The sequence below is a fragment of the Metabacillus sp. KH_069 genome, assembly GCF_057838075.1.
On the sequence record NZ_CM174460.1, the window covers coordinates 3,252,337 to 3,272,441 of the forward strand.

Below are 20,105 nucleotides of genomic sequence, written 5' to 3' on the forward strand. Positions count from 1 at the left end.
TTTATGATGATTGCTCTGCCGCTATTTTTTTATTATCTTCAATTTGGGTCACTTTCATTACAAAGTATTCGATGTTTTTAAAAGTCCAATAGGATTTAATGAGATCCTGATTTCGTTTGAGCTCCGGAACACTTCGATTTCCATGGTTCATGTGCTTCTTTAAATTTCTGTAGATGAAATCCGGATATGCAAGATAGCAAGTGAATAAAAGCATTTCTTCCTCTCTGAACGGAAACTGCTGCTGATACGTATAGAGCCAATCCACACAATCATCATCCGCAAATGGATACGTATGAAACGTGCGATGATAGAAGAGAAGCAGATCATCGATTGGAGATGAGTATCTGGATTGTTCAAAGTTTGTTAAAAATCCAGTGTTCTGTTCATCATATAGGAAGTGATGGATGGAAGCTCTGCCATGAATAATAACCTGGCGGGTATCTTCCTTTTCCTTCATCATCTCATACCATTCATCAAGTTTCTTACGTGCAAAATCCGTCGCTCTTGCTGTTTCAAAATAATACGTAACCGCCTGCAGTTCAAACGGGGACAAATACCATCTTTTTTCGCATTCTTCCACATATTTTTCGTAAATGGCTTTGTTGTCATCCCATTGCTTTGATAACGTTTCATAGTGAACTTTAAGCGCATCCTGATTCAGTTTTTCCTCAGTCGCTGTTTTCTGATGGAGCACAGCGAGTTCCCTGAACATGTTTTTATGGCGCTCGTCTCTCTCTTCTTCAGGCTCATTGTGCAGCCAAGGCATGATGTAATACCAGTTCTCGCCATCTGAGGTGAAAAATTGCCGGTGTTTATTTCTGAAGATCGGCACATAGCCGGAAAATCCTTTTTGATGAGCAGTATGAAGGGTTTCTATAAAATTCCCATTCCGGTTTGCTGTCACTCTTTTTAAAGCATAAGATGCCCCTGAGCTTGCATAGATTTTGGTCAGCTTGTCACTGATTGATTCCGCGTACTCGCCAGTTAAATCATATTGGCTGATTACAGGCACTAGCTTATCCATAATTCCTCTCACCACTCTATACCTCACCTTCCTTTAAGAAGGAATAAGTGAACGATTTTAGCTTGCTTTACTAGAGATTAATTCTTACAAAAAAAACAGCTGAGGAATACTCCTCCCCAAGCTGTTCTGTCCATCTTAATGCGTGTTTGCATAAACCGGAATATATAATGTCTGCCCTTCATGCACGTCTGCCGTTGAGCTAATCTGGTTTACCCTGTGCAGCTGCTGGACCGTAATATTATAACGGTCGCATATGCTGTCAATGGAATCACCATGCTGCACAATGCAGATTTTCAGTTTTGAAAACTCTTCTTCGTCTTCTCTGCCAAAAAGCTTTGTTAAATAAAGAGAGTTTTCGGTCTCCTTCGGCTGCTCCTGCTTTTTCGCTTCTTCTTTTCGGCTTTTTGGACTTTTTTTAGGCGGTGCTGAGTAAACCTCTTGGACCTCATCTTCAGCTGGCCTTCCCGCATTATAATGAATTTCAGGCTGTACCGTTTCTTCTTCGATTGCCTGCTTTCTGACCTCTACATCAAAAGGCTGATAAAACTCTTCTTTTTCAGGAGTGTTTTCAGCAAGAACGGCATCATAGCTTTCTGAATATGCTTCCTGAGTCTCCTCTTCATAGAGCAAAGCCTGAGAAGAACGGTACAAAGGCTCAAGCTCTTCTTCAGTTGAGTGGTTATATGTGTGCTCTTCTTCTTCCTCTTCCTGAACTTCTTCAAAAGAATCCTGACTTGCGATTCCGCTTATTTCTAAATCTGCAACAAGCTTAAGATTTCTGCTTTCAGATAGATCATAGTCAAACGATTCAATCGTCACATATACTTCTTCTAAATTTCCAATTCTGTTTCTTGGGATCGTAATATCCACAGGAAATCGGTGAACAAGCTGCGAAATGCCGTCTTCCTCCCGGGTTTCAACACTGCTTACGAACCGGAGATTGGCATATTCAAATTCCTCTTCGTTATAATCCTCATCTATTTTGTACTCACCCGTTAACTGCAGTGCACCCCGAATGGAGATGTACTGGTCAAACTCCTGGATGGTGATGTCTGGATCTAATGAGATGGATAACAGCTCACCTACTTCCTGTCCCTTTTGAAACCAAACGGATTCTTCAACAGAAAACCGTAATGATGATTGTTGATCCTGTGACAACTTGAACTCCTCCTTTCAATGGCCTAACCAAATAGCTATGACATTAAAGGTTTATGTTCCAGATTCAAAGATTATGAGTGATTTTTCGAATTAGACTTCATTCAATTAGGGCTTTTTAGTATTTTCAATTAAGTGTTTCAACGATCCCCGGACAGGGAATATAGACAGTAACATACAAAAAGGAGTGATCTGCAATGTCAAAAGATCAAGGTTTAAGCGACAAAGTAAAAGGCAAGGTAAACCAGGCCAAAGGTGAAGTGAAAGACCAGGTCGGCAATGCAACAGACAATCCTAACATGCAGCGTGAAGGCAAAAAAGATAAGCTTAAAGGCAACATCCAAGAAGGTGTAGGAAAAGCGAAGGATGATTCCCGCCGGTATTAATGTACATAAAGAGAGCCTGGCCAAAGCCGGCTCTCTTTTTTATTTTGTGGTATACCTGCTATACTAGAAGAAAAACACAGGAGATTCTATGAAACCCTTATTTTTTATAATTATAGGTCTTATTTTTTTGCTTCAGATCCCATTATGGTTCAATATTGTCGATGACTGGCTGATGGCTGCAGTAGGCTTAATTGGTCTTGCTATTATTTTTGCAAGCAAGTGGCTGAGCAGGAAATCTGGTTATGAGGAAAAATAAGAAAAGCGCAAGCGCCCGTTTAGCTCCGACAGACAGATAAGGATCTGCAAGTAAAGGCGCTTTTTGCCTTTACTTGCAGATCCTTTCTGGCCGAGGAGTTGGGCGATGGAGCTAGACATCGAAGCACAAAATTTTATACTTTCTTATCTCTTAAAAACAAACCCCTGTACATTTTTGTACAGGGGTTTTCAAATGACTATTTTAATTTAGAAAAAGCTTTTTCAGCAGCAGCAATGGTTTTATTCAAATCTTCATCTGTATGGGCTGTAGATAAGAATAGACCTTCAAATTGAGACGGCGGAAGGAAGACACCTTCATTTGCCATTTCACGGTAGAATTTTGAGAAAAACTCTAAATTAGATGTTTTGGCTGTTTCAAAGTTTGTTACTTTTTCATTTGTAAAGAAGAAGCCTATCATTGAGCCGGCTCTGTTGAATGTGATCGGAATATCATGCTTTTTCGCTGCAGCCGTTAAGCCTTCTTCGAGAATATCTGCTTTGCGGCCAAATTCTTTATAAGAATCCGGAGTCAGCTGTTTTAAAGTTGCATATCCTGCAGTCATAGCAAGCGGATTTCCGGATAAGGTACCAGCCTGATAAATCGGTCCGCTTGGAGCAATCTGCTTCATAATGTCTGAACGCCCGCCGTAAGCTCCAACAGGCAATCCTCCGCCAATGACTTTCCCAAGGCATGTAATATCAGGTGTTACACCAAAGTAGTCTTGCGCACAGCCATAATCAACACGGAAACCTGTCATTACTTCATCAAAGATAAGCAGTGAGCCGTATTGAGCGGTAATTTCTCTAAGGTTTTCCAGGAATCCTTTAAGCGGCGGCACCACTCCCATATTTCCTGCAACGGGTTCAACAATCACACCCGCAATATCGTCTCCGTATTGTTCAAATGCGTATTTTACGCTTTCCATATCACTGTATGGAACCGTTATCGTGTTTTTTGCAATTCCCTCAGGTACACCAGGACTGTCCGGCAGACCTAGTGTTGCAACACCAGACCCCGCTTTGATTAATAATGAGTCACCATGTCCATGGTAGCAGCCTTCAAATTTGAGAATTTTGTTTCGGCCGGTAAAACCCCGGGCAAGGCGCAATGCACTCATTGTTGCTTCTGTTCCTGAGCTTACCATGCGAATCACTTCAATTGAAGGGACACGGTCAATCACAAGCTTTGCAAGTTCATTTTCAATTAATGTCGGTGCACCGAAGCTTGTACCTGATTCCGTCACCTTTTTGATTGCTTCAACCACTTCATCATTTGTATGACCTAAAATAAGCGGTCCCCATGATAAAACATAATCAATATATTCATTTCCATCGATATCATAAATCTTGGAGCCTTTTCCGCGTTCCATGAAGATAGGATCCATTGCAACCGATTTAAATGCGCGCACCGGGCTGTTTACACCGCCTGGCATTAAATCCTGCGCTTCTTTAAAGGCCTGCTTTGATTTTTCATAATTGCGCATAAGAATTCTCCCTTACGATTAGTGTTGTTCTTTAAGCCAGCGTGCAGCATCCTTTGCATGGTACGTCAAAATCATATCTACACCCGCACGTTTCATGCTGATCATCATTTCCATCACGATCGCTTTTTCATCAACCCAGCCATTTTGTGCAGCCGCTTTGATCATGGCATATTCTCCGCTTACGTTATAAGCAACAATCGGCACATTGAAGTTGTTTTTTACATCACGGATGATATCAAGATAAGATAAAGCAGGCTTCACAATTAGAAAATCTGCACCTTCCAATAAATCTGATTCTGCTTCTCTTAAAGCCTCCATGCGGTTAGCAGGATCCATTTGATACGTTTTGCGGTCGCCAAATTGCGGTGTGCTGTGTGCAGCATCGCGGAATGGACCGTAAAATGCACTTGAGTACTTGATTCCATATGACATAACCGGCACATCTTCAAAACCCGCTTCGTCTAATCCGCGGCGGATTGCTGCTACAAATCCGTCCATCATGTTGGATGGTGCGATAATGTCAGCTCCTGCTTTTGCCTGGCTGACAGCAGTCCGTACAAGCAGATCCAATGTAGGGTCATTTAATATTTTGCCTTCTTTAACAATGCCGCAATGTCCGTGGTCTGTAAATTGGCATAAACAAGTATCGGCGATGACAACCAGGTCAGGGAAGTTTTCTTTAATTTGGGTAATCGCTCTCTGAACAATCCCGTGGTCATGATAAGCTTGTGAACCGACCTCGTCCTTTTCATCGGGAACACCAAACACGATAACCGATTTAATGCCCAAATCGGATACTTCCTGCATTTCTGCATTCAAATAATCAAGTGAAATCTGTTCAACGCCAGGCATTGATTTTACTTCATTTCTCTTCTTTTCTCCCTCTACTACAAAGATTGGATAAATGAAGTCTTCTGCATGAAGGTGAGTTTCACGTACAATTGATCTCATGCTGCTGGTGGTGCGGAGTCTGCGGTGTCTTGTAAATTGAAGGTCCATAGTTATTCATTTCCTTTCAGATTGAATATGAGTTTTCATTCTATTTATCATGGCATCGATTGTGTACGTTTCACAAACAATCCCATTAAATCCGTAATTGGCAAGGGTCTGCTGAGTAATAGGCCCGATGCTTACCAAAGTAACCCCAGAAAGCAGCGAATCCAGACCCTTGTTTTTCATTACTTTCATAAAAGCATCTACGGTTGAAGAGCTTGTAAATGTGATATAATCCAGCTCATTTTGCTTCAGCAAATGCTCGATTTTTTGTCCATCTTCTACATTATGTATTGTTTCATACAGCTTGGCATCTGTCACGGAGAAGCCCTTATCCGTAAGCTTATTGATTAAGATTTCTCGGGCGAGGTTTCCCCTGAACAGAAAAATATGCTGAGAGGCAGTGGTCGTTGCTGCAATCTCCTCTGCTAATCGCTCTGCCACATATTCTTTTGGAATGATGGTGACCGGGAAGCCTTTGTCTTCTATCAATTTCTTTGTTTTTCTGCCGACTGCGGCAAAGACGCACTTTGATAATTTGGTTATATGTATATTATGTTCAGTCAGGAAGTCAAAAAAGTAAGCAACCCCATTTGTGCTTGTAAAAACTAGGCAGTCTTTGGGTTTGATGCTGTCGATAATCTCATGAATTTGCTTTTCATTCTTTGCCTTTTCAAAACGGATAAGCGGAGTTACAATGGGAACTCCGCCGGCGTTTTTAATTTTTTCGGCAAATGTGGTCGCCTGTGTATGCTCTCTCGTAATTAAAATTTTCTTACCGGAGAGGTCAGGAGCCATTATAGATCAAGCTCCTCTTTCACCCGGTCTATCAAATCTTTAGCCCCTTGTTTGATCAGGCGGTCTGAAACTTCCCTGCCGATCGCCTCCGGATCTTTCCCAACGATTCTTTCTTTATATATCTCTTTTCCGTCAGGTGAGGCAATTAAAGCAGTTAAGGAGATTTCGTTATCAAAAGCAACTGTAGCATAGCCTGCAATCGGAACCTGACAACCGCCTTCCATGACATGAAGGAATGTTCTCTCAGCCTGAACCGCGAGTCTTGTTGCTTCATCCGTAAAATGAGACAAGAGCTCAAGCAGCTCGTGATCATCTTCTCTGCATTCAATCGAAAGTGCACCTTGTCCAACTGCCGGGACACAATCATTTGCATCCAGGAATTCAGTTACAACATCCTGACTCCATCCCATTCTGGCCAGACCGGCTGCAGCTAAAATAATTGCATCATATTCTTCATGCTGAAGCTTTGCAAGACGTGTATCAATATTTCCCCGAATCCACTTAATCTCAAGATCCGGCCTCATCGCAAGCAGCTGCGCGCTTCTTCTTAAACTGCTCGTTCCAACAATCGCGCCTGCCGGCAGCTCAGAAAGCTTCACATGATTTTTTGAAATGAATGCATCTCTCGGATCTTCACGGAAAGGAATGCAGCCGATTGTCAGTCCTTCAGGCAAAACAGCGGGCATGTCTTTCATACTATGTACAGCCATATCAATTTCGCCGTCAAGCATGGCCTGCTCAATTTCTTTGACAAACAGACCTTTTCCGCCTACTTTTGAAAGTGTCACATCTAATATCTGATCGCCTTTTGTCACGATTTCACGCACTTCAAAATCAAAAGGCAGCCCTATGTTTTTTAACTGATCAATCACCCAGTTCGTTTGGGTTAATGCCAATTTGCTACGTCTAGAACCTACTATTATTTTGCGCATAATGAGTACCTCCAACTTTCAACCTGATGTATGGTGCATTTATTATGAATCCCATATATGAAATCGGGACAAACTTCCAAATAAAAAGAAATTAATTAATAGAATTAAAAAGGATGCTGCATTTAAGTAAGCAACCTGCTTGCCCTGCCACTCTTTCACAATGCGGCTGTATAAATAAAAACTATAAACGAGGAGCATCATAAAGGATCCAAGCACTTTTGCATCGTACCAGTGAAAGTTTGGAAGTTTCAAATACGCCCAAATAACTCCTAGAATTAAGCTTAATAACAGCATTGGTACTCCAATGACATTTAATACATATGACATATGATCAAGCTTTGCCAAATCATCGATTCGGAGTAATTGCTTTCCCCATTTTTTCTTTTTCAGCAGATTGAATTGAATCAAGTAAAGCAGAGAAAAAACGAATGACAGCGTAAATGCGCCATATGAGAGAATGGCCATCGTAATGTGGATAAACAGCAGTTCAGAGATCAGCTGACCTGAAACAGCCGCCGATTCATACTGGGAAGGAGCAAATGTATGAATCGATAGCATAATAAACCCTAAGACGTTAGTAAAAAAGATAATAAAGTCTACTCTTAGAAAGCGGTTTAATACAACTGACAGCGTAACAAGCACCCACGAATAAAAGTACAAGCCTTCAGAAATATTCAAGATTGGAAATCTTCCGGTTGTAAACATTTGATAAAACAAAAAAATTGTTTGCAGCAGCCAAACAATAGAAAGCAACCAGAAGGCAATCTTGTTTGCCTTCCGGTTGTTATGAATAAAATCTATGAAAAAAAAGAGAACACTAAACGCATAGATAATAATGATTAATTCATTGATTCTTGTTAAACTCATCTCTGGCATAAATCAAATTCCTCTCACTTACGATTGAAGTGAAGCTTTTGCTTGCTCAACCGGTGCTTTTGAGCTGCTTAAAGAAATTGAGTTTTCTTGTCTTTTTTGCTCTTCTACCGCTTCTTCAATATCAAAGATTTTCATGAAAAGATCCAGCGTGTGATCTGCATCAGGTGCTGCAGACAATTCTTTCACCTTTAATATTGGATCACGGAGCATTTGATTGATGATGCTTTTCGTATGCTTGTTTAAAAGTTTTAATTCACGGTCTGTAAGATTTGGCATCTTCCGTTCAAGGCTTTGCATTGTCTCAGCCTGAATACCGAGTGCTTTTTGACGAAGAGCGGAAATGACAGGAACAACACCAAGTGTGCTGAGCCATTGTTTAAAGGCAACAATCTCACCTTCAACCATAATTCCAATCTCTTCAGCTGCCTTTTGTCTTTCTTGAAGATTTGCATCCACAATCCCCTGCAGATCATCAATATCATATAAAAAGACACTTTCAAGCTCATCAAGTGCAGGATCAAGATCACGTGGAACAGCAATATCCACCATAAACAGCGGTTTGCCCTTTCTCATTTTTTCGACCCCTGCCATGATTTCCTTCGTAATAACAAACTCTTTTGAACCTGTAGAACTGATCAGGATATCAGCTTCCACAAGCGCGCATTGAAGTTCATTCATGCTTTTTGCGCTGCCGCTGAATTTCTTAGCCAGAAGTTCTGCTTTTTCAAATGTGCGGTTGATGACTGTCACTTTGCGCACTCCGCTTCCATGCAGATTCTGCACAGCAAGCTCTCCCATTTTGCCTGCCCCTAGAATAAGAACATGCTTGGATGATAAATCTCCAAAGATTTTCTTTGCAAGCTCTACAGCAGCATAGCTAACAGAAACGGCATTTGCGCCAATATCTGTTTCTGAGTGTGCTTTTTTGGCAAGGGTGATGGCTTGTTTAAACAGGTGCTGAAAGACCGTTCCAATTGTGTCTTCCGTTTGCCCCAGCATGAAGCTTGACCGGACTTGTCCAAGAATCTGGGTTTCACCAAGAACCATAGAATCAAGTCCGCATGAAACGCTGAATAAATGATCGATTGCTCCATCATTTTCATACATCGTTAAAAAGGGTGAAAAAGAATCTTTGTCGATTCCAAACCACTCTGCTAAAAATGCTTTAATATAATAACGGCCAGTATGAAGCTGGTCCACAACAGTATAAATTTCTGTCCGATTACAAGTCGAAACAATGATATTCTCCAAGATGCTTTTCTTGCCTTTCAAAGCTTTCATTGCATCTCCGAGCTCATTTGGATTAAACGTTAATTTTTCACGGATTTCGACAGGGGCAGTTTTATAATTTAAGCCTACAACTAAAATATGCATGATCCTATACACCCCACATACAAGAATACTATTACCATTATACCATGACCTGCATTTTTCTCTTTTTTTAAATGTGAACAGTTCTTGAAAGCTTGTTTGTCTATGGTATGATACTATTTAAAAGCAAAAGCTGTTACATATTCGTCCACCTTGAACAATACCAAAAAAAGTGCTTACAATCAAGGAAATCGTTCTATTTAGAGGTGAAAATCAATGAAAAAATCGACAAATTTCTCTGCTCTCGCCCTGCTTGCTATCGGATTTTATTACTTTCTGCAAACCTTTCAAATCCAGCTGTTTGAAAATCAGGAATCCTGGCAAACTTTGCTCGTCCTGTTTGGCCTGGTGTTTCTGATTGGCGGGCACTTCGATCAAGATGACAGCGCTATTCTTCCCGGGATTCTCCTGCTGGGACTTGGGATTCATTTTCATAGCATCGAACGTTTTCCGAACTGGCCAGAGCATGCACCAGCCATTACCTTTATTATCGGACTCGGCATGCTGCTGCGGGGAGCAAAAACCAAAACAGGCTATTTACAAGGTTTCATTTTACTCCTGCTAGCCGTTTTTCTCCACTCATTTGATTCAATCATAAACGGGCTTGGCTGGGTTGAGCAAGGGATGGAGGTCATCCAGAAATTTTGGCCTGTCCTGCTAATTCTTGGAGGTTTTTACTTATTATTTATTAAAAGAAAGTAAATTATGTAAGATCAGGGATTTAAATGATGAGCTTCCAGCCCCAGAGTGCGGCTGGTTTTTTTTGCCCTATAAAAAGAACCAGCCGTGTGGCTGGTTCCATCTTATTTCTTTAAATTTGTATAATGCTCGATTGCAGACCAGGCTTCTACTTTGCCCTGTCCTGTTTCAGAAGAGAAACAGATCAGCGGATCATCCGGATCCTTGTTCAGTGTTTCTCTGACAACCTTCATATGTTTTTGCCATTTGCCTTTAGGAATTTTATCGGCTTTAGTGGCAACTACAATTGTCGGAATATCATAGTGCTTAAGAAACTCGTACATCATCACATCATCTTTTGATGGTGCATGGCGAAGGTCCACAAGTAATACAGCAGCACAAAGCTGTCTGCGTTTTGTGAAATATGTTTCAATCATTTTCCCCCATGCATCCCGCTCCGACTTAGAAACTTTTGCATAGCCGTAACCCGGCACATCGACAAAATGAAGCACTTCATTAATGATATAAAAATTTAAGGTTTGCGTTTTGCCTGGCTTGGATGACGTCCTCGCCAGGTTTTTCCGGTTCAGCAATTTATTGATAAACGACGATTTTCCTACGTTTGATCGTCCGGCAAGAGCAATTTCCGGCAATTCCAGATCTGGATACTGCTCGGGCTTTACCGCACTTATGACAATCTCGGAACTTGTTACTTTCATTCATTCTCTCCTACTAACGCATGCTGCAGCACTTCATCAAGGTGTGATACAGGCACAAATGTTAAATCATTGCGGACACTTTCAGGGATATCTTCAATATCTTTTTCATTGTCCTTCGGCATAATGATCTTTGTTAATCCTGCCCGGTGCGCACTCAGCGTTTTTTCTTTTAATCCGCCGATTGGCAGAACTCTTCCTCTTAATGTAATTTCTCCGGTCATGCCGACTTCTTTTCTGACCGGTCTTCCGGTCAAAGCTGAAATCAGCGCTGTTGCCATTGTAATTCCTGCTGAAGGGCCATCCTTTGGAACTGCGCCTTCTGGAACATGAATATGAATGTCATGCAATTCATGAAAATTCTCATCAATATTCAGCTCTTTTGCCCGTGAACGGATAAAGCTGAATGCTGCCTGTGCAGATTCTTTCATGACATCTCCAAGTTTTCCGGTTAAAATCAGCTTGCCTTTTCCAGGCGATAACGATACTTCAATTGAGAGCGTGTCTCCGCCTACAGTTGTATAAGCAAGGCCGGTTGCAACACCAATTTGATCTTCCAGCTCAGCCTGACCGTAGCGGAACTTGTTCTTTCCTAAATAATCAGCAAGATTTTTGTCTGTTACGATAATTTTCTTGCGTTCTTCAGCAACAATTTGCTTGGCTGCTTTTCGGCAAATCGCTGCAAGCTGTCTCTCAAGACTTCTGACGCCTGCTTCACGGGTATGATAGCGAATGATATTTTGAATAGCTGACTCACGGATTTGCAAGTTAGACTTTTTCAAACCATGATCTTTTAACTGCTTAGACAGCAGATGATCCTTGGCTATATGAATTTTTTCAATTTCTGTATAGCCTGCAATCGTAATAATCTCCATTCGGTCGCGCAAAGGGCCAGGTATGGTTGATAGGTTGTTTGCTGTAGCGATAAACATAACTTTAGATAAATCATAGGTCTCTTCAATATAATGATCGCTGAACGTATGATTTTGTTCCGGATCTAAAACCTCGAGTAAGGCTGAAGAAGGATCTCCTCTGAAATCATTGGACATTTTATCAATTTCATCAAGTAAAAAAACCGGGTTAATGGTTCCCGCTTTTTTCATGCCCTGAATAATGCGTCCCGGCATTGCGCCGACATACGTCCGGCGGTGACCGCGGATTTCAGATTCATCCCGTACTCCTCCGAGTGAAATGCGCACGAAATTCCGGTCTAAAGATTTAGCAACTGAACGGGCAAGCGATGTTTTCCCTACTCCAGGAGGCCCTGATAAGCATAAAATCGGTCCTTTAAGCGAGTTTGTCAGTTTTTGAACGGCCAAGTATTCAAGCACACGGTCTTTTACTTTTTCAAGCCCGTAGTGATCCTCGTCCAAAATCGTTTCTGCACGTTTTAAATCAAGACGGTCCACCGTTGCATTCGACCACGGCAATGAGATGAGCCACTCGAGATAATTGCGGACTACTGAACTCTCAGCTGAGGTTGAAGGAACTTTTTCATAGCGTTCAAGTTCTTTCAAAGCAGTAAGTTTGATATGATCCGGCATGCCCGCCTTCTCAATCTTCTCGTTCAGAATATCCACTTCACCCGTTTTACCTTCTTTATCGCCAAGTTCTTTCTGAATCGCCTTCATTTGTTCACGGAGATAGTATTCCTTTTGCGTCCGCTCCATTGACCGTTTCACTCGCTGGCCGATTTTCTTTTCAAGCTGAAGCACTTCTTTTTCATTATGAATGATTTCAATGACACGGTTTAAACGCTCTTTTATATCCAGTGTTTCGAGAACTTCCTGTTTTTCTTTCAATTTAAGCGGCAGGTGAGATGCGACAATGTCGGCCATTCTACCCGGCTCATCAATATCTGTAACAGTTGAAAGGGTTTCGCCGGATATTTTTTTTGACAGCTTTATGTATTGATCAAAGTGATCGAGCAGCGTTCTCATGAGCGCTTCATCTTCGGCGTCTTTTTCTGTGCTTTCTTCTAGGGAATCGGCACCTACTGCAAAATAGTCACCTTCATCTACATATTTAGTGATTTTCCCACGCTGCATGCCTTCTACAAGAACCCGGATTGTTCCGTTAGGAAGCTTCAGCATTTGTTTAATCTTCGTTAATGTTCCTACTGTAAAGATATCTTCTTCGGTTGGTTCATCAATTGAAATATCACGTTGAGTTGTTAAAAAGATTATATGATCATCCATCATCGCTTTTTCAAGCGCCTGTACGGATTTTTCGCGTCCTACATCAAGGTGAAGTACCATTGTCGGGTACACTAACAATCCTCTAAGAGGTAGGAGGGGGACGATTTTCTCTTCTTTTTTCGCCAACTGTCATACACCTCCATGACTTTAGTATCAATCATTATAATATAATGAGTTCATTCTTGTACAATTCTATCTCATCGGCAAAACAGTGTCTATTTGTAAATCATATAGTGTTACCTTATGTAGTATACCCTTTCCTCGGTCAGAAGACTAAAGAAATAACTTCCTTGGAAAAAAGAAAAGTGGAATCGCCCGTTTAGCTCCGACAGACAGATAAGGATCCGGCTGAAAAGGCGCTTTTTGCCTTTACAGACGGAGCCGTTCTGGCCGAGGAGTTGGGCGATGGAACTGGACATCAAGAAAAGCGGAACCGACTGGTCAGACTCGGGCAGACAGATAAGAATTCACCCGAAAAGTCCGGTTTTGACTTTCCTGAGGGAATTTGTTCTGGCCGAGGGGCTAGGAGGTGGAGCTGGACAACAAGAAAAGCGGAATCGCCCGGTTAGCGCAGGCAGACAGATAAGGATCAGCCAGTGAAGGCGCTTTTTGCCAATGCTTGCTGAGCCGTTCTGGCCGAGGAGTTGGGCATGGAACTGGACATCAAGAAAAGCGGAACCGACTGGTCAGACTCGGGCAGACAAATTTGTTCTGGCCGATGCGTTTGGCGATGAAGCCATATATACATTCGCAGAATTTTATCATTCTTTTCACTTAAAAAACCCCGAGATTACCCGAGGTCTTGTTTTATTAATGATGTAATCGGCGCAGGCACCTCAGTCGGAGGATTCAGCAGCGCGACATCGAACACTTCCTGCAAATTCGTAACCGGGATGATATGTATGCCTTCAACCGTTTTTAAAATCGATTGCATATTTTCAGCCGGAATAATGACTGTTTTCGCACCTGCGAGCTTAGCCGCTTTAATCTTCGGCACAACCCCGCCAATCGGTTTTACACTGCCATGAATGCTGATTTCTCCCGTCATTGCAACAGTATGATCGACGGGAATTTTGTGGATAGCAGAGAAAATGCCTGTTGCCATTGCGATTCCCGCTGAAGGCCCGTCTACTGGTATGCCTCCCGGAAAGTTAACATGAATATCATAATCATCAGCTTTAATGCCCATTGACCGCAAGACCGTGATGACATTTTCAATCGAGCCCTTGGCCATGCTTTTTCTTCTGACCGATTTGCCTCTGTCACCGATGCTTTCCTCTTCCACAATTCCTGTTATATTAATATTCCCTTTATCTTTGGCATGAATGACCGTCACTTCTATTTCAAGAAGAGAACCTGAATTCGGACCGTGAACAGCGAGTCCATTGACGAGACCGACTTTCGCATCCGCATAGATTTTTTTATCATACCTCGGTGTAAGCTGACTTGAACTTACCACCCATTCAATATCCTCCATGGTAATTTCTGTGCGGTCTTCTGTCATCGCCATGCCTGCTGCAATTTGCATCATGTTCACGACCTCGCGGCCATTTCTCACATATGAAGTTAAAGTGGCTATGCTCGGTTCACTTACCTTCATATTTACTTTGACTGCCGCTTTCCTTGCTACAACGGCAAGTTCGGCCTGCTCCAAATCTCTGAAGAAGACTTCAAGACAGCGAGAGCGGATGGCAGGAGGAATTTCATTAGGCGTTCTTGTCGTTGCGCCGATCAAACGAAAATCAGCCGGCAGTCCATTTTGAAAAATATCATGTATGTGATTTGGAATCTGAGTATTTTCCTCACTGTAATAGGCGCTTTCTAAAAAAACTTTACGATCTTCTAAAACCTTCAGCAGTTTATTCATCTGAATGGGATGCAGTTCGCCGATTTCATCTATAAACAGAACGCCTCCGTGCGCATTTGTCACAGCACCCTGCTTGGGCTGGGGAATACCAGCCTGTCCCATCGCGCCTGCCCCCTGATAAATTGGATCGTGCACAGATCCAATTAAAGGATCTGCAATCCCTCTTTCATCGAACCGTGCAGTAGTTGCATCTAATTCAATAAAAACAGCGGCAGGTTTAAATGGCGATTTATTATTTCGTTTTGCTTCTTCCAGTACTAGTCTAGCAGCCGCCGTTTTGCCGACACCTGGAGGACCGTATATGATTACATGCTGAGGATTGGGTCCGCATAGGGCTGCTTTCAGCGCTTTGATTCCATCTTCCTGGCCAACAATATCTGAAAAGCTTTTAGGACGGACTCTTTCAGAAAGAGGCTCCGATAATTTAATCGATCTCATCTTTTTCAGTTGTTCCATTTCTTTGCGTGATTCGCGGTCGATTGATACTTTTTGGGTACGCTGATTTTTTAATAAATTCCAAAAATACAAGCCAATAATGACCCCGAAAAACAGTTGCACAAATAATGCAATTCCAGTCCAGCTCATAGTGGTCCCTCCTACTGCGATGTCAATTTATCCGCATTAACGGGCAGTAAAAACCCTCACCTAATAATAGTAGGGAATACTTATTCTCTGGTGAGGGTAACTGCCCGTAAATACCCGATCTGTTCAACATATCATCACCGTTTCTGCTGATGAAAGTTTCACTGTATAAGCTAGTATCTCCGAGGGACTTGCGGAATAAACGTGATTATCCTAACTATAATTACGATATTAATGTATAAAAAAAACAGTCTTTCAAATTAAAAAGGCTGTTTTCGCATAGATTGTTGTTTATGATTATAAATGTTGTCCGTTCCTTTCCGCGGAGAGCGTGGAAGCCTCCGCGGCGAGCCTGCGGGGTCTTCCATTTCGCTCTATTTTCCCGCAGGAGTCAAGTTAATCCCCCACAATCCACTAATGGTTTTAAACTTCTACTCTAAAGCAACAATATGAGCCATTAAAAAACACAAAAAAGCCTTGCGGGTTTATATCCCGCAAGGCTTTTATTATGCAGATGTTTTCGTATCTTCTTCAATAATCGTGCCGTCAGTCAGTACCAGTTTAGGCGGTACTTTATCTGTGACTGTTTCAGCAGTAATGATGCATTTCGTAATATCATCTCGTGATGGAAGCTCAAACATGACTTCAAGCATGAGTCCTTCAATAATAGAACGAAGTCCGCGCGCTCCTGTTTTGCGTTCAATTGCTTTTTTAGAAATTTCCATCAGTGCATTCTCTTCAAATTCAAGTTCTACACCATCTAAATCAAGCATTTTTTGATATTGCTTAACAAGAGCATTCTTAGGTTTAGTCAGAATTTCAACAAGTGCTTCTTCATCTAAAGGCTGAAGACTGGCAATAACCGGCAGACGGCCAATGAATTCCGGAATAAGTCCAAAACGCAGAAGATCTTCCGGAAGCACTTTTGAAAGCAGCATTTTTTGGTCAAGCTCATCATCTTTTTTGTCAGAGCCAAAGCCAATAACCTTTTGGCCTAAGCGTCGCTTAACAATTTGCTCGATGCCGTCGAAGGCTCCGCCGCAAATAAATAAGATGTTTGTTGTGTCAATTTGTATGAACTCTTGATGAGGGTGTTTGCGTCCGCCCTGAGGTGGAACACTTGCAACCGTGCCTTCAAGAATTTTAAGAAGCGCCTGCTGTACACCTTCACCTGAAACATCACGTGTAATAGACGGATTTTCAGACTTACGGGCAACTTTATCAATTTCATCGATATAAATAATCCCTTTTTCAGCTTTTTCTACATCATAATCAGCAGCTTGGATCAGTTTTAAAAGGATGTTTTCAACATCTTCCCCAACATATCCAGCTTCCGTTAAAGATGTAGCATCAGCAATTGCAAAAGGAACATTCAGAATGCGTGCTAACGTTTGAGCAAGGAGGGTTTTACCGCTTCCTGTCGGCCCGATCATCGCAATATTACTCTTAGATAATTCTACTTCATCAATCTTGCTGTTGGAATTAATGCGTTTATAGTGGTTATAAACAGCTACAGCAAGGCTCTTTTTCGCTTGTTCCTGCCCAATGACATATTCGTCCAAAATTTCGCGAATTTCTTTCGGCTTAGGAACATCTTTAAATTCAACTTCTTCTTCTGTTCCCAGTTCTTCTTCAACGATCTCTGTGCACAATTCGATGCACTCGTCACATATATAGACACCTGGTCCAGCAACTAATTTACGAACCTGGTCTTGAGTTTTACCGCAAAATGAACACTTCAGCTGACCTTTTTCGTCATTAAATTTAAACATGTTTTCACCCCTTATATCTTTGTTTCATCAAAGTACCCATACATCTTCATCTATAGGAGAAGCTGCTCTGGATGGATTATCTTTCTTATTCCTAAGTATAAAGGTAATGGGAATGAATATCACGCAACTTACCTTGACCGCTGGTCCGAAGCGGTTAAAGTCTGAAAAATTGGTATGTATTGCATTGTACCATAAGTATGTAGAGTACAGGAAATAAAACCACTCTGCCTGAGCAGATTAGAGTATTAGTATATATAATTCGCTCTTTGGGTTCAAAATCCTTGCTCTGGAAATGAATCTTTTTCTTAACATATGTATGTAGCATCCGGTAATTATATAGTACCCAATGCGATTAAAAATAAATCTATTTTGCAAAACAAGGCACGAATCATCTCGCGCCTTGTTTCTTTACTATTTATTATGCAGCTTCTTTGCTGTTTTCAACAAGGAAGTCGATCGCTTTACGTACTTTAAGATCTTCTTTTAATCCTTCTAAAGATCCTAGAGCTTGCTTGATGTTCTCAACAGGCATGTTGTACATTTCAGCCATTTTAGCAATCTCAGCATCTACTTCTTCATCTGTAACTTCGATGTTTTCTGCTTTAGCGATTGCTTCAAGAGTCAAGTTGTACTTCACGCGTTTAGAAGCATCTTCTTTCATTTGCTCTTTTAATGCATCTTCATCTTGACCTGAGAATTGGAAGTATAACTCAAGGTTCATGCCTTGTGCTTGAAGGCGCTGTTCGAACTCCTGCATCATGCGGTTTACTTCGTTTTCGATCAATACTTGAGGAATGTCAACTTCTGCATTGTCAGAAGCCTTGTCTACAAGTGAGTCACGAAGTGTGTTTTCCGCTTCAGCTTTTCTAGTTTCTTCAAGGCGTGTTCTTGTTTTAGCTTTTAAAGCTTCAAGACTTTCCACTTCTTCATCAACGTCTTTAGCAAATTCATCATCTAAAGCAGGAAGTTCTTTTGCTTTGATTTCATGAAGCTTCACTTTGAAAGTTGCCGGCTTTCCAGCAAGGTTTTCAGCGTGGTATTCTTCAGGGAATGTTACTTCAACGTCTTTTTCTCCGCCAGCCTCAAGGCCTACAAGCTGATCTTCAAAGCCTGGGATGAAAGAGCCAGATCCGATTTCTAGTGTGTAGTTTTCAGCTGTTCCGCCTTCGAATGCTTCGCCGTCAACGAAACCTTCGAAATCGATTACGACTGTATCGCCATTTTCAACAGCGCCGTCTTCTTTAACAACTAGTTCAGCATGACGCTCCTGCAATGTTTTAAGTTCAGCATCTACATCTTCTTCAGATACTTCTGCATCCACTTTTTCTACTTCAAGGCCTTTGTATTCGCCTAATTTCACTTCTGGTTTTACAACAACTTTAGCAGTGAAAATTAAGTTTTTGCCTTTTTCGATTTGTTCAACATCGATTTCAGGACGGTCGATTGGCTCGATGCCAGCTTCTTCAACTGCTTGAGGATATACTTCTGGAAGAATGATATCCAAAGCATCTTGATAAAGTGACTCTACACCAAAACGCTGTTCGAACATGCCGCGCGGTATTTTACCTTTGCGGAACCCCGGAATATTTACTTGCTTTGATACTTTTTTAAATGCTTCATCAAGGGCTTTGCTGAACGTTTCCGCATCAACTTCTACTGTCAGAACGCCTTGGTTACCCTCTAACTTTTCCCATTTTGCAGACATATGTTTCCCTCCAAAAAATCTATTGAAATAGTGACATAATCTAGGTTAGGTTTGGCAAAGTATGCCTTGTCCATTTTAAACAAGTGCTTCCTTTGTTATACCCCTATGTAGATGATTTACTAAATCGGCCAGTGTAGTGTATGATGTCTGCGCGCATAAGAGTACATTCTCTTTGGTACGGCTGATCATCATTTTACAACCATTTTATTATAACATAGAAAAAATTCCTTTCAACATTTACGTTAGATTTGCAAATAAGAAATTTCTTCTATTTCATAAATTTTTCTTGCTGCTTCCATCAGCCTATCTTCTTTTACTTCATATGTATAACTGACCTCTTCTGCCGGTGCGGCTATGCCATGCATTTCATAGCCTGCATAATGAAGGGCAGCTGCCCACAGCCTTGCTTCGGCCGGTTCCGGCAAAAATGGAAATAACACGTACAAATGGCGGATCCATACTTCTTTTACTGCTTCGAACAGAGCAGGATTCTCCTGACCTAGAATATCATCCAGGACATTCAGGACTTTCTTTGTAAAAGGAAGCTCAGATAAGTCTTCAAGCTCTGCGGGAATCAGCGACATCGTTTTGCCGAACTTAACAATTTTCACTTCTTTTGCCACCTCATTCTCCATAAGCAAATGAAGAATCATTGATTGAACAACAGGATGGCTGCCACCATTCTTCAAGATGGATTGAAGCTGCAGCATGTGCCTTGATACATTTCGGTCTTTTAAGGATTGAACATAGGCAACCTGCTGATTAATCGTATCAAGCAAATTTCTCGGTTCTGTATAGCTTTCATCTTCCTCTTCCTCATCAATCGGAAAATCTTCGTCCTCGGTCATTTTACGGCTAAAATCAAGCAGTTTGTAAAAATGCTCAGCCTGATCGTGAGGCAGCTGATTTTCCTGCAGCACAGCCTCGATCGTCTGCTGTACTTCACTGTATTGTCTTAGCTGAATAAGAACCGTTAAATAAACCTGCAGCACAGTAAAATAGTCCCCGATGTCTTCATGGAGCATTTTACGGCAAACTGCCTTTGCTTCTTCAAGCTCTCCAAGTTCCATCAGGCATAATGCGATTCCGAGATGAATTTCAGCCCTTTCCTCTCCAAGTTCCAGCACTTCATAAAAAAGTGAGAGAGCTTCTTTAAATTGTTTATTTTTCAGCGCTTCCAATCCTTTATCAACTAAACGCTCACTTAAGTTAGGAAAGGGAATGACTTTTCTCTGTTTTTTTCCATCCATCATTGTAGAATCAACTCCGGCTTGCTATTTGCCTACAAGTGTACCAATGGACGCTTTAGAAAA

General features: G+C 41.5%; 17 protein-coding genes. 3 read left to right on the forward strand and 14 right to left on the reverse strand.

Features of this window, described 5'->3' with window-relative positions; genetic code table 11:
* Position 1: 1 nt before the first annotated feature.
* Together ysxE and spoVID are read right to left on the reverse strand one after the other, a co-directional pair.
* Positions 2–1,024 (reverse strand): spore coat protein YsxE, encoded by a 1,023-nt coding sequence (gene ysxE / locus AC3ISE_RS16450; protein ID WP_489221801.1) that lies wholly within the window; start codon positions 1,022–1,024, stop codon positions 2–4.
* Positions 1,025–1,159: 135 nt separating this feature from the next.
* Positions 1,160–2,182 (reverse strand): stage VI sporulation protein D, encoded by a 1,023-nt coding sequence (gene spoVID, locus AC3ISE_RS16455; RefSeq protein WP_489221802.1) that lies wholly within the window; start codon positions 2,180–2,182, stop codon positions 1,160–1,162.
* A 194-nt stretch (positions 2,183–2,376) separates the two neighbouring features.
* Here spoVID and AC3ISE_RS16460 point away from each other — a divergent pair, with 194 nt between their 5' ends.
* Complete coding sequence (locus AC3ISE_RS16460; RefSeq protein WP_309192464.1) at positions 2,377–2,565, forward strand: CsbD family protein; 189 nt, start codon at positions 2,377–2,379, stop codon at positions 2,563–2,565.
* Positions 2,566–2,653: 88 nt separating this feature from the next.
* Positions 2,654–2,821: a hypothetical protein gene (locus AC3ISE_RS16465; protein ID WP_489221803.1), complete on the forward strand. Its 168-nt coding sequence runs from the start codon at positions 2,654–2,656 to the stop codon at positions 2,819–2,821.
* A gap of 196 nt (positions 2,822–3,017) precedes the next feature.
* Here AC3ISE_RS16465 and hemL read toward each other — a convergent pair whose 3' ends face one another.
* The 6 genes from hemL to hemA are packed head-to-tail and all read right to left on the reverse strand — an operon-like array spanning position 3,018 to position 9,277.
* Positions 3,018–4,304, reverse strand: a complete 1,287-nt coding sequence (gene hemL / locus AC3ISE_RS16470) for a glutamate-1-semialdehyde 2,1-aminomutase (protein WP_489221804.1) — start codon at positions 4,302–4,304, stop codon at positions 3,018–3,020.
* A gap of 18 nt (positions 4,305–4,322) precedes the next feature.
* On the reverse strand, positions 4,323–5,303 hold the full coding sequence (hemB, locus tag AC3ISE_RS16475) for a porphobilinogen synthase (RefSeq protein ID WP_489221805.1): 981 nt from the start codon (positions 5,301–5,303) through the stop codon (positions 4,323–4,325).
* Between the two features lie 6 nt (positions 5,304–5,309).
* Positions 5,310–6,095: a uroporphyrinogen-III synthase gene (locus AC3ISE_RS16480; protein WP_489221806.1), complete on the reverse strand. Its 786-nt coding sequence runs from the start codon at positions 6,093–6,095 to the stop codon at positions 5,310–5,312.
* Positions 6,095–7,027, reverse strand: coding sequence for a hydroxymethylbilane synthase (gene hemC, locus AC3ISE_RS16485; RefSeq protein ID WP_489221807.1), 933 nt, complete (start codon positions 7,025–7,027; stop codon positions 6,095–6,097). Before hemC ends, AC3ISE_RS16480 begins: the two co-directional genes overlap by 1 nt.
* 42 nt (positions 7,028–7,069) lie before the next feature.
* Positions 7,070–7,903, reverse strand: coding sequence for a cytochrome C assembly family protein (locus tag AC3ISE_RS16490; protein WP_070876414.1), 834 nt, complete (start codon positions 7,901–7,903; stop codon positions 7,070–7,072).
* 18 nt (positions 7,904–7,921) lie between these two features.
* Positions 7,922–9,277 carry a glutamyl-tRNA reductase gene (hemA, locus tag AC3ISE_RS16495; RefSeq protein WP_489221808.1) on the reverse strand — a complete coding sequence of 452 codons (1,356 nt, stop codon included), beginning with the start codon at positions 9,275–9,277 and terminating at the stop codon, positions 7,922–7,924.
* A gap of 213 nt (positions 9,278–9,490) precedes the next feature.
* On the opposite strand from hemA, the gene AC3ISE_RS16500 reads away from it, so the two are divergent.
* Complete coding sequence (locus AC3ISE_RS16500) at positions 9,491–9,976, forward strand: LiaF transmembrane domain-containing protein (RefSeq protein ID WP_070876410.1); 486 nt, start codon at positions 9,491–9,493, stop codon at positions 9,974–9,976.
* Positions 9,977–10,077: 101 nt separating this feature from the next.
* Here AC3ISE_RS16500 and yihA read toward each other — a convergent pair whose 3' ends face one another.
* The 6 genes from yihA to AC3ISE_RS16530 all read right to left on the reverse strand — a co-directional run bounded on the left by yihA (position 10,078) and on the right by AC3ISE_RS16530 (position 20,045).
* Positions 10,078–10,671 carry a ribosome biogenesis GTP-binding protein YihA/YsxC gene (gene yihA, locus AC3ISE_RS16505; protein ID WP_309192456.1) on the reverse strand — a complete coding sequence of 198 codons (594 nt, stop codon included), beginning with the start codon at positions 10,669–10,671 and terminating at the stop codon, positions 10,078–10,080.
* Positions 10,668–12,992: an endopeptidase La gene (gene lon, locus AC3ISE_RS16510; protein ID WP_489221809.1), complete on the reverse strand. Its 2,325-nt coding sequence runs from the start codon at positions 12,990–12,992 to the stop codon at positions 10,668–10,670. Before lon ends, yihA begins: the two co-directional genes overlap by 4 nt.
* A gap of 664 nt (positions 12,993–13,656) precedes the next feature.
* Positions 13,657–15,318, reverse strand: a complete 1,662-nt coding sequence (lonB, locus tag AC3ISE_RS16515) for an ATP-dependent protease LonB (protein WP_489221810.1) — start codon at positions 15,316–15,318, stop codon at positions 13,657–13,659.
* A gap of 503 nt (positions 15,319–15,821) precedes the next feature.
* Positions 15,822–17,087 carry an ATP-dependent protease ATP-binding subunit ClpX gene (clpX, locus tag AC3ISE_RS16520; protein WP_070876402.1) on the reverse strand — a complete coding sequence of 422 codons (1,266 nt, stop codon included), beginning with the start codon at positions 17,085–17,087 and terminating at the stop codon, positions 15,822–15,824.
* Between the two features lie 418 nt (positions 17,088–17,505).
* Positions 17,506–18,792 carry a trigger factor gene (gene tig, locus AC3ISE_RS16525; protein WP_489221811.1) on the reverse strand — a complete coding sequence of 429 codons (1,287 nt, stop codon included), beginning with the start codon at positions 18,790–18,792 and terminating at the stop codon, positions 17,506–17,508.
* Between the two features lie 242 nt (positions 18,793–19,034).
* Positions 19,035–20,045, reverse strand: coding sequence for a tetratricopeptide repeat protein (locus AC3ISE_RS16530; RefSeq protein ID WP_489221812.1), 1,011 nt, complete (start codon positions 20,043–20,045; stop codon positions 19,035–19,037).
* Between the last annotated feature and the right edge of the window lie 60 nt (positions 20,046–20,105).